At 46.8% G+C, this 9148-nt stretch carries 10 protein-coding genes; 7 read left to right on the top strand and 3 right to left on the bottom strand.

Annotated features, from left to right (window positions below; all coding sequences use genetic code 11):
• The 3 genes from AC4PME_RS19425 to pabB form a co-directional block, all read right to left on the bottom strand.
• Nucleotides 1-771, bottom strand: a 771-nt coding sequence (locus AC4PME_RS19425; RefSeq protein ID WP_491226172.1) for a serine dehydratase beta chain, incomplete at its 3' end; no start/stop codon positions are given.
• A gap of 127 nt (nucleotides 772-898) precedes the next feature.
• Nucleotides 899-1474, bottom strand: a complete 576-nt coding sequence (locus AC4PME_RS19420) for a CoA pyrophosphatase (RefSeq protein ID WP_119501314.1) — start codon at nucleotides 1472-1474, stop codon at nucleotides 899-901.
• On the bottom strand, nucleotides 1461-2888 hold the full coding sequence (pabB, locus tag AC4PME_RS19415) for an aminodeoxychorismate synthase component I (protein ID WP_119501315.1): 1428 nt from the start codon (nucleotides 2886-2888) through the stop codon (nucleotides 1461-1463). The genes AC4PME_RS19420 and pabB overlap by 14 nt, the downstream gene beginning before the upstream one ends.
• Nucleotides 2889-3038: 150 nt before the next feature.
• Here pabB and AC4PME_RS19410 point away from each other — a divergent pair, with 150 nt between their 5' ends.
• From AC4PME_RS19410 to AC4PME_RS19380, 7 genes are all read left to right on the top strand, one after another.
• Complete coding sequence (locus AC4PME_RS19410) at nucleotides 3039-4568, top strand: fumarate hydratase (protein WP_119501316.1); 1530 nt, start codon at nucleotides 3039-3041, stop codon at nucleotides 4566-4568.
• Nucleotides 4569-4660: 92 nt separating this feature from the next.
• Entirely contained in the window at nucleotides 4661-6094 is a 1434-nt protein-coding gene (gene rmuC / locus AC4PME_RS19405; protein WP_491046788.1) for a DNA recombination protein RmuC, read from the top strand.
• Between the two features lie 237 nt (nucleotides 6095-6331).
• The gene (locus AC4PME_RS19400; protein WP_491046787.1) at nucleotides 6332-6655 is read left to right on the top strand and encodes a hypothetical protein; all 324 of its coding nucleotides are present in this window, start codon (nucleotides 6332-6334) and stop codon (nucleotides 6653-6655) included.
• A 141-nt stretch (nucleotides 6656-6796) separates the two neighbouring features.
• Nucleotides 6797-7246 carry a GNAT family N-acetyltransferase gene (locus AC4PME_RS19395; RefSeq protein WP_491046786.1) on the top strand — a complete coding sequence of 150 codons (450 nt, stop codon included), beginning with the start codon at nucleotides 6797-6799 and terminating at the stop codon, nucleotides 7244-7246.
• Nucleotides 7247-7371: 125 nt separating this feature from the next.
• Nucleotides 7372-7698 (top strand): hypothetical protein, encoded by a 327-nt coding sequence (locus AC4PME_RS19390; protein WP_239260841.1) that lies wholly within the window; start codon nucleotides 7372-7374, stop codon nucleotides 7696-7698.
• 140 nt (nucleotides 7699-7838) lie between these two features.
• Nucleotides 7839-8150, top strand: a complete 312-nt coding sequence (locus AC4PME_RS19385; protein WP_491046785.1) for a hypothetical protein — start codon at nucleotides 7839-7841, stop codon at nucleotides 8148-8150.
• 122 nt (nucleotides 8151-8272) lie between these two features.
• Nucleotides 8273-8632, top strand: a complete 360-nt coding sequence (locus AC4PME_RS19380; protein ID WP_491046784.1) for a hypothetical protein — start codon at nucleotides 8273-8275, stop codon at nucleotides 8630-8632.
• Nucleotides 8633-9148 lie beyond the last annotated feature (516 nt).

Genomic DNA, 9148 nt, shown 5'->3' with positions numbered 1-9148 from the left:
AGAGCGCTCAGATTGCAAACGGCGGTAGAGACCCGGTGCCCGGCGTACCACTTTCAGGCCACCCGGCAATATACCTTCATTATCAATACCACGGTCAATACAGGCTTTCATTACCAGCCAGATATCGAACAGCATGCGTTTTACTTCTGCGGCCGGGCGCAATACGCTTTCGTTTTTCAGCATCAGAGAACTGATGCGTAAACCGTTGGCGTTACACTGCTGGCACAGTTGTTCTGACGTTTTAAACGGGTAGGGCACTGACGCCTGCGTAGCAATAGCAAGGGTTTTGGCTGCGTCAAAGTCTTCATCTTTAATGATAAAGCCGCCGCCAATGCTGTAATAAGTCTGGCTTTTAACCAGTTCATCATTGTCATCGTAAGCAAAGAATGTGAGGGCGTTGGCATGCTTTGGCAGCGTTTTGCGGCGGTGAAAAATCACCGCGTTTTTATTCGGGAAGCTGACGCTGCGGGTACCGTTAAGCATCAGTTTACCGGCATGGTGAATGGTATCCAGCATGCTGTCGATTGCATCAACGTTAATTGACTCCGGCAACTCGCCGAGTAAGCCCAGGATCACCGCTTTACCCGTACCGTGGCCTTTGCCTGTTTGTCCCAGCGAACCGAATAATTCCACCCGCACAGACGCAACGGATTCCAGGCGGTTTTCACCTGCAAGCTCTGAGGCGAACTCCGCACCCGCCCGCATCGGGCCGACAGTATGGGAACTGGATGGTCCGATACCGACACTGAACATGTCAAAAACACTGATCATACTTAACCGTTTCTCACTTTATTTTAATTATAGTTAATGATCATGCATCTGAACCGGATCAACTACAATACAGAAATCCTAATGCAGGAATAAGTAAACCTAATGGGATGTAAAGAAATGTTGATGGTCAGTCGTCACAAAGGTGGGAAGACAGGTTTCTGAGTATGGCGGCGGTTGCACCCCAGATAAGGCGGTTTTGCCACGGCATAAAGTACACCGGATAACGTTGTTGTTTACGTTCAATAAAGTGGGCGAAGTGATTCCGCCGGTCCATAAGAAATGCTAACGGTACTTCAAAAGCATCAGCAACTTCGTTACGGTCGATGGTCAAAACCGGGCCGGGCTTCACAAAACCGATAACCGGCGTCATGGCGTAACCACTGATTGTGCGGTATTCAGGCAGAGCGCCGATGATGTCCACTTCAGAACGGAGTAAGCCAACTTCTTCTTCGGCTTCCCTGAGGGCTGTATCTGCCAGTGTATTGTCCTGTGGTTCTGCGCCGCCGCCCGGGAAACTGATTTGACCGGGATGATGACGTAAGTGATGTGCACGTTCTGTCAGCAGTACCGTCAGGCCGTCAGGATGATCGATCAGCGGGATGAGCACACCCGCTGCGCGCCCGGTTTTGCGCAGCGGGTAATCGGCTTCATAATCAATTTGCCGTAAATGATGATATCGCTGTAAAAACTCACTGCGGTTCACGCTTTGTCTCCAGTACCGGTAATATCTTCGAGACCTTATCCAGCGTTTCCTGATATTCATCCCCGGCAACGGAGTCTGCCACGATGCCACCGCCTGCCCAGCAATGCAGCCGGCCGTTTTCAGCCAGCAGTGTGCGGATAAGAATACTCGAGTCCATATCTTGCCTGTGTCCGACATAAAAAATACTGCCGCAATACACATTACGCCGGTCGGGCTCTAATTCATCGATAATTTCCATGGCGCGGATTTTGGGTGCACCGGTGATAGAGCCGCCGGGAAAGGCACCAGCCAGTAAATCAAGAGGGCTTGCTCCTGTATTCAACTTTCCGGTAACCGTACTGACCATATGGTGCACAGCTTCATAACTTTCAAGGGCAAATAATGCCGGTACCTTCACAGAGCCGGGCTGGCAATGTTTACTGAGATCGTTACGTAGCAAATCCACGATCATCAAATTTTCAGCACGGTCTTTTTCAGCCGATAACAAATCTTCCGCACTGGCACGGTCTTTATCCTTATCGGCAAAGCGTGGCCGGGTGCCTTTAATGGGTTTCGTTTCCACACAACCGTCTTTCACTGATAAAAAACGCTCAGGAGAAATACTCAGGATGGCGGTATTGTCTAGGCGGATAAAAGCGGAAAACGGCGCTTTGTTTGCGGTGCGAAGGGTTTTGTAAGCGTCCCATTCGCTACCGTTAAATGTCGCGGTAAAGCGCTGGGCCATGTTGACCTGATAGCAGTCACCGGCGAGCAGATAATCATTAATAGTTTCAAGGGCGCTGATGTATTCCGGCTCTGTCAGGTTAGACTGCCAGGCGCCTGTTAATGAAAATGAACCGGCTTTTGCCAGTTTATCTTCCCGCGTTATGAAGTCAGGCTGTGAAGGTTTGTCATCCAGCCTGCAATAATATAATTTTCCGGTTTCGTTATCTTCAATCAGCGACTGCGAGTACAGTCCGGCAGCAAGATCGGGACAAAGGTAATCATTGCGGGCCTTTGAAGGTAAGGTTTCATAACTGCGCCCCAGATCATAACCTGCCAGCCCCACCGTACCTGTTTGAAAAGGTAACTGTTCAAGTATTTCTTGCGGTACATCACTCACTGTTTGTAACGCAGAAAAGTAATGGCGCTGAACGGTATCAAGAACTGCCAGAGGTTTACCGTTGGCTTCAACGGAGTCATCAGAACCCGGACGGGATATCGTAGTGATATTATTGCGGGTTATTACAGTGATATCCGGTTCCCACACCATAATATTGAACCGGCCAAAGCGTTTGTCGCTGCCGGCAGTATCCAGCAGCATGGCATAAGGCTGGTGCTGCACGCTTTCAAAAAGGCCGGTCAGAGGCGGATACCCACTTATCTCTGATATTAACAGGGTAGTCGACGGCGGGGTGTACAGATGTTCACTCATGGAAGAAACTAGCTTACTAACCTATATAAATAAAACGCATAACCGACACCAAAGTCGCACGTGTAAAGCGTGGTGCAGGTTGTCAAGATGCGCTAGTATACGCTTTTTCCTTTCCCTAACACCACAAAGGCTATAAGAAAAGAGGACGCCATGACCGTTATCCGTCAACAAGACTTCATCGATAGTATTGAAGATGCGCTTCAATTTATTTCCTACTATCACCCGCTGGATTATGTCAAAGCCGTAGAACAGGCCTACCTTAAAGAGCAAAGCCAGGCCGCGAAAGATGCCATGGCGCAAATTCTTATCAACTCCCGTATGTCTGCCGAAGGTAAACGTCCTCTGTGTCAGGATACCGGTATTGTTACGTGTTTCGTTAAAATTGGAATGGGTGTCACCTGGGATAAAACCGATCTGACGGTTCAGCAAATGGTTGATGAAGGCACACGCCGTGCGTATACCAATCCGGATAACCCGCTACGGGCATCCATTGTTGCAGACCCGGCCGGTGCACGTAAAAACACCAAAGACAACACGCCGTCTGTAGTGCATATCGATATGGTGCCCGGTGAGAAAATCGAAGTGATGATTGCCGCAAAAGGTGGTGGCTCTGAGAACAAATCTAAAATGGTCATGCTGAACCCGTCTGACGACATTGTGGAATGGGTTGTAAAAACTCTGCCTACCATGGGTGCAGGCTGGTGTCCGCCAGGTATGCTGGGTCTGGGTATTGGCGGTACGGCTGAGAAAGCCGCGGTGCTGGCAAAAGAGAGCTTAATGGACCCTGTAGATATTCAGGAACTCATCGAACGTGGTCCTGAAACCACTGACGAGAAACTGCGTGTTGATATTTTCAATGCAGTGAACAAGTTAGGTATCGGCGCACAGGGCCTCGGCGGTTTAACCACGGTTGTTGATGTGAAAATCAAATCAGTCGCAACGCATGCCGCCTCCAAGCCGGTTGCCATGATCCCTAACTGTGCGGCTACCCGTCACGCTCACTTCTACCTTGATGGCAGCGGTCCTGCTGATCTGAAAGCACCTAAGCTGGAAGAGTGGCCGGAAGTGACCTGGGAAGTGGGTGAGAATACCCGCCGTGTGAACATGGATGAAGTCACCAAAGAAGACATTCAGGAATGGAAAGTTGGTGAGACTGTTCTGTTGTCAGGCAAAATGCTGACAGGCCGTGATGCGGCGCACAAGCGCATTCAAACCATGCTCGAGAACGGTGAAGGTTTACCGGAAGGCGTTGATTTAAATGGTAAGTTTATTTATTACGTAGGTCCGGTTGATGCGGTAGGTGATGAAGTAGTAGGCCCTGCCGGCCCGACTACCGCTACCCGTATGGATAAATTTACCGATATGATGCTGGAAAAAACCGGTATTGCCGGCATGATTGGTAAAGCTGAGCGTGGCCCTGCAACTGTAGACTCCATTGCCAAACATAAGTCAGTGTATCTGATGGCTGTTGGTGGCGCGGCATACCTGGTTTCCAAGGCTATTAAGAAAGCCCGTGTTGTTGCTTTCGAAGACCTGGGGATGGAAGCGATTTACGAATTTGAAGTTGAAGATATGCCGGTTACCGTTGCGGTAGACAGCACCGGTGCAAACGCGCACAAAACGGGTCCGGCGATCTGGAAAGCGAAAATTGAAGAGCTGGACAAAGAACTGGCTAAATAAACAGTATTTTTTACTGTAAACGGGTACCTTCGGGTACCCGTTTTTGTTTGTGAGTGGCACAATAGACATTCAATAAAAATGAGAATGACACTATGGACGCGCTACTTTCCTCAACCTACTTCCCCGTTTTTACTGCCGTAATCGCTGCGGGTATTACCTGGCTCCTGGCGGCAATGCGCTCAAACCAGCACCGGTTACAGGATGATCTTCAGATCAAGCAACTGCAGGACAAACTGGAAGAAAAGCAGCAACAGTGTGAGCAACTTGATGACGAGCTGGCTGAATACCGTGAAAGGCTGTTTAATAATCAGGCGCAACTGGGGGAGCTTAGTCAGAAGGCAGCACTGCTGGCACCTTTGAGAGATGAAATTAGTGAACTTAAGTTGCAGTGCCGTGAAGAACAGCGAACCAATGCCGCGCTGACAGCGCAATTGCAATCACAGCAGGCACAGTTTGATGAGGCCAGTAAAGCCAGTACAGAAAAATTAGCTTTAATGGAAGCGGCAGAGAAAAGACTGCAGGCGCAATTCGAAAATTTAGCCAACCGTATCTTCGAACAAAAAAGTGAGCGTTTTACACAAATTAACCAGACCGGCATGAATGCGCTACTGGAACCTCTGAAGCAGCAAATCGATACGTTCCGCAAGCAGATGGGCGAACAGCACAGCCGTGAAGGGCAGGAGAGAGCATCCCTTAAAACTGAAATTCTCACACTGAAAGAACTGAACAAGCGCATTACTGAAGAAGCGGCAGCGCTGACCAAAGCGCTGAAAGGTGACAATAAGCAGCAGGGAAACTGGGGTGAGGTGGTACTGGAACGTATCTTAAAGGAATCCGGTTTACGTGAGGGCCATGAGTTTGAAACTCAGGTGTCGGCAAAGGATGCGAATGGCAAATTGCAGCAGCCGGACGTTGTGGTGCATTTACCGAATGAAAAAGATGTCATCATCGATTCCAAAGTGAGCCTGCGCGCCTACGAGCAATTTTTCAACTGTGATGACGAAGTACTGCGGGCACGCTTTCTTACTGAGCACGTGAATTCACTGAAATCTCACATTAAAGGCCTGGGGAATAAGCGCTATCAGGATTTAAAGTCGTTGCGCACGCTGGATTACGTGCTCATGTTTATTCCTGTTGAGCCTGCATTTTTACTTGCCGTTCAGGAAGACCCGTCACTGGTGTCGCTGGCACTGGACAATAACATACTATTAGTCAGCCCCACCAATCTGCTGGTGGCGCTGAGGACTATCAACAACATCTGGCAATACGAATACCAGCATCAGAATGCTCAGCACATTGCCGAACATGCGGGTAAGCTGTACGACAAATTCGTCGGCTTTACGGGTGATCTGGAAAAAATTGGTAAAAGTGTCGAGAGCACCCAAAAGGCCTACGAATCGGCGATGAATAAACTCACCGAAGGGCGGGGCAATCTGGTACGTCAGGTAGAATACTTCAGAGAACTCGGCGTACAGCCTCAGAAGAAGCTGTCTGCCGGGTTAATGGCTGATGGTGAAAGTGAATAATTTTTTTATTTTTTGCTTTTGAGCAGTGATATTAGCGGGTGAAATACACCATTTTTGAGACCGGGCCGAATTGTCGATTTTTATCCACGCTCATAAACCCGGATAACGACTAACAGATGGATTTGGTTGAATTTTTGGCTTAGTCTTGGTGTTATAGAACGCAAAAAATACCCCAAACTGGTGTGTTTAAAACAGACTGTTTGGGATCTAAATAGTAGTTAGGGTTACAAGGAAAGTATGTCTCATATTGAACAATTTTGTGCAGCAGCAATAGCTAAAGGTGATGGCACATCGGGGCAAGATAATGAGCACTTTGAAGCAATGAAGGATGATATAAATAAACTCTCAAATCATTCAGATTTAATACCTTTGCTAAAACATGAGAATGATTGGGTGGTTTGTTGGTCTGCAAGTCATCTCTTAGTCAATGGGCAAACATCATACGCTATTAAGGCTCTAAAAGGATTAGTTCAAAAAGGTAGTATTTCAGGCTTCAGCGCTGAAATTGTAATTCAAGAATTTGAAAAAGGTTCTTTTGCATCTCCCTTTTGTGCAAAGTAACCCTAACAATCACATTAAGCCGCTCGCAGGCTCGCTGGGACAGTAACACGTGGGCTCTGTCGCTTCGCTCGGATTTTAGCCCACGTATTACTGCCCCTTATGTGGGTGTTAGGCATCTAATTGCCATCAAGGAAGTATCAATTGGAAATTAATTTAAGAGAAATAACTGTCGAGAATTGGCTCGACATGATCAATTTAGAAATTACAAAAGAACAAGAAGACTTTGTTGCATTGCCCTCTGAAGCAATAGCAGCCTCGAAATTTTACGAATACTATATCAACAGAGGGATTTATCTAGGCGATAAGCCTGTAGGGTTTATTCAATACTATCCGAATTTCAGAGACGGAAAGCCCAAAGAAATCTTCATTGACCAGCTTTTGATTGACGTCGAATTTCAAGGGAACGGATATGGCTCTGCCGCTACCAAGCTAGTGCTTGAAGAAATTAAGAGTCTTAGTGGCTTTGATTCTATCTCTATTTGCTATGTCGAAGGGCACGATATAATGAGAAGATTCTTTGAGCGGTTTGGGTTCAAAGTCATCGAACAAGATGAATTCGATGAGACTATTATGGAGCTGCATTATGCCTAACAAGCGCATTAACACTCGCTGCGCTCGCTGGGGACAAAAACACGTGGGCTCCTGGCGCTTCGCTTGAAATTGTAGCCCACGTGTTTTTGCCCGTTATGCGGGTGTTATGTACTTGGAAGTTGAGAATGAATGCGAAGGAATTTGTAAAACTTTGGAAAAGCGAAATAAACTCAATAATCTCATCCTATCAAGATAAGAATGAGCAAACAGTTGTTTCTGAATTAATTCAAAAACTGGGCTTAACTCCCAATCAAGAAGATACTTTCTGGGAGATTGCCAAAATTATGTTAGATGAGACAGCGTATGCATTCTTATTAGGTCTAGATGGATGCGCACAGCTAGGTGGAGAACAGCAACACTTCAAGTTGTATGACGAAAGAGGCGTATTAATCTCAAGTTCTGGGGACATTGAGGCTGCCGCATACGAGACCTTTTTTGAAAAACGTACATAACAAGCGCATTAACACTCGCTGCGCTCGCTGGGGACAAAAACACGTGGGCTCCTGGTGCTTCGCTTGAAATTGTAGCCCACGTGTTTTTGCCCGTTATGCGGGTGTTAGGCACCAACTCTGATATTGACAATGGATGTTATATGAAACTTTACACCTTAAATGAGTTACCGGAATCCGTAGAAATTGTATCCCTCTTTGACTTAGTTTCTGCATCGGGCGTAGTGAGAGTACCGAATACTTCAATAAAAAGTGAAGAAACATTTGATGACTCAGACTCTCAACAAAAAATTCTTAATAGCCTAATTGAAAAAGCCCCTGATGGAGCAAATGCAATTATTGGAATAAAGTTATCGTCTGCGATTGATGGCGTAGGTAACGGCATAAGCCATAAGCACTATCTCTTTCATACATATATCGGCACACCCGCTGTAATAATCGACAAAAGTGCCTAACAAAAACATTAAGTCGCTCGCAGGCTCGCTGGGACAGTAACACGTGGGCTCTGTCGCTTCGCTCGGATTTTAGCCCACATGTTACTGCCCCTTATGTGGGTGTTATGTGCAAGGAGTAACCGTTGGATTCAATGGATGGAATTGATCTTCAAGACTCTTTTATACTGGGCTGGGCAGTCTCAGAAAACGAATTTTCCATACAGCTGGAAGCTAGTATTTGGCCATCATCCGTTCATTACACTAGGCCAAAACCCAGTGAATACACTTGCTATAAAAAAGCAGCTTTAACGTTCTTTAACTTTTCACATATATCTAGTGTTAAAGAACAAACGGAAATCACTCCAACAACGGATTTAGATGGCTCGCTGGACTATGGCAACATTGATAGCTTTAGCAAAACAGCATCAGGCTTTTCCATTTCAGCATGCTTTGGTAATGTCACTGTAATCAGTGGCAAGGTTGTTTTGAGTGTTTGCACATAACAATCAAATTAAGTCGCTCGCGGGCTCGCTGGGACACAAACATGGCGGCTGTGTCACTTCGTTCCGATTATAGCCGCCATGTTTGTGCCCCTTATTTGGGGGTTAGATCCTGTCTAGTTCTTTCATTTCTCTCTTTGGTTCTTTGTGCGCCTAGCCGCGCTAGGTTGTTTCTTCTGGGAGTAATTACGTGTCCAGCATCAGCGGTTTTATCTGGGGCAAGTCAACGGAAGTTGTCTCCGGCATCGCAAAGCCAGCAGCCTCAACGAAAGGGTTTTCAAAACATCGCCATGTTGTTTCGGCACAAACATCGGCGCTCTTTTGGTTTCAGGCTTTAGAAGCGTTGTACTGTTCAGCGGCATTTGCAAAAGTAACAGCATATCAATGGTGGTTGTTTGGAAATCGCCTTTTCTCCAGCAGCTTTTTCACATCTGGCTTTTCGAATTGGGTTTGTAAACCTCCCCTAAAATAGCGGCATACCTTTTTAGAGTTCTTCGGCGTAAACTGAGCCAAGAATGG

Source organism: Alteromonas sp., assembly GCF_984505615.1.
Note: the sequence above shows the minus strand (reverse complement) of the source record. Positions and strands in the feature narration are given on the sequence as shown.

Coding starts and splice junctions, on each gene's coding strand:
- rmuC (WP_491046788.1), top strand. CDS start 4,661: ATGGACGCGCTACTTTCCTCAACCTACTTCCCCGTTTTTACTGCCGTA.
- AC4PME_RS19390 (WP_239260841.1), top strand. CDS start 7,372: ATGAATGCGAAGGAATTTGTAAAACTTTGGAAAAGCGAAATAAACTCA.
- AC4PME_RS19410 (WP_119501316.1), top strand. CDS start 3,039: ATGACCGTTATCCGTCAACAAGACTTCATCGATAGTATTGAAGATGCG.
- pabB (WP_119501315.1), bottom strand. CDS start 2,888: ATGAGTGAACATCTGTACACCCCGCCGTCGACTACCCTGTTAATATCA.
- AC4PME_RS19385 (WP_491046785.1), top strand. CDS start 7,839: ATGAAACTTTACACCTTAAATGAGTTACCGGAATCCGTAGAAATTGTA.
- AC4PME_RS19400 (WP_491046787.1), top strand. CDS start 6,332: ATGTCTCATATTGAACAATTTTGTGCAGCAGCAATAGCTAAAGGTGAT.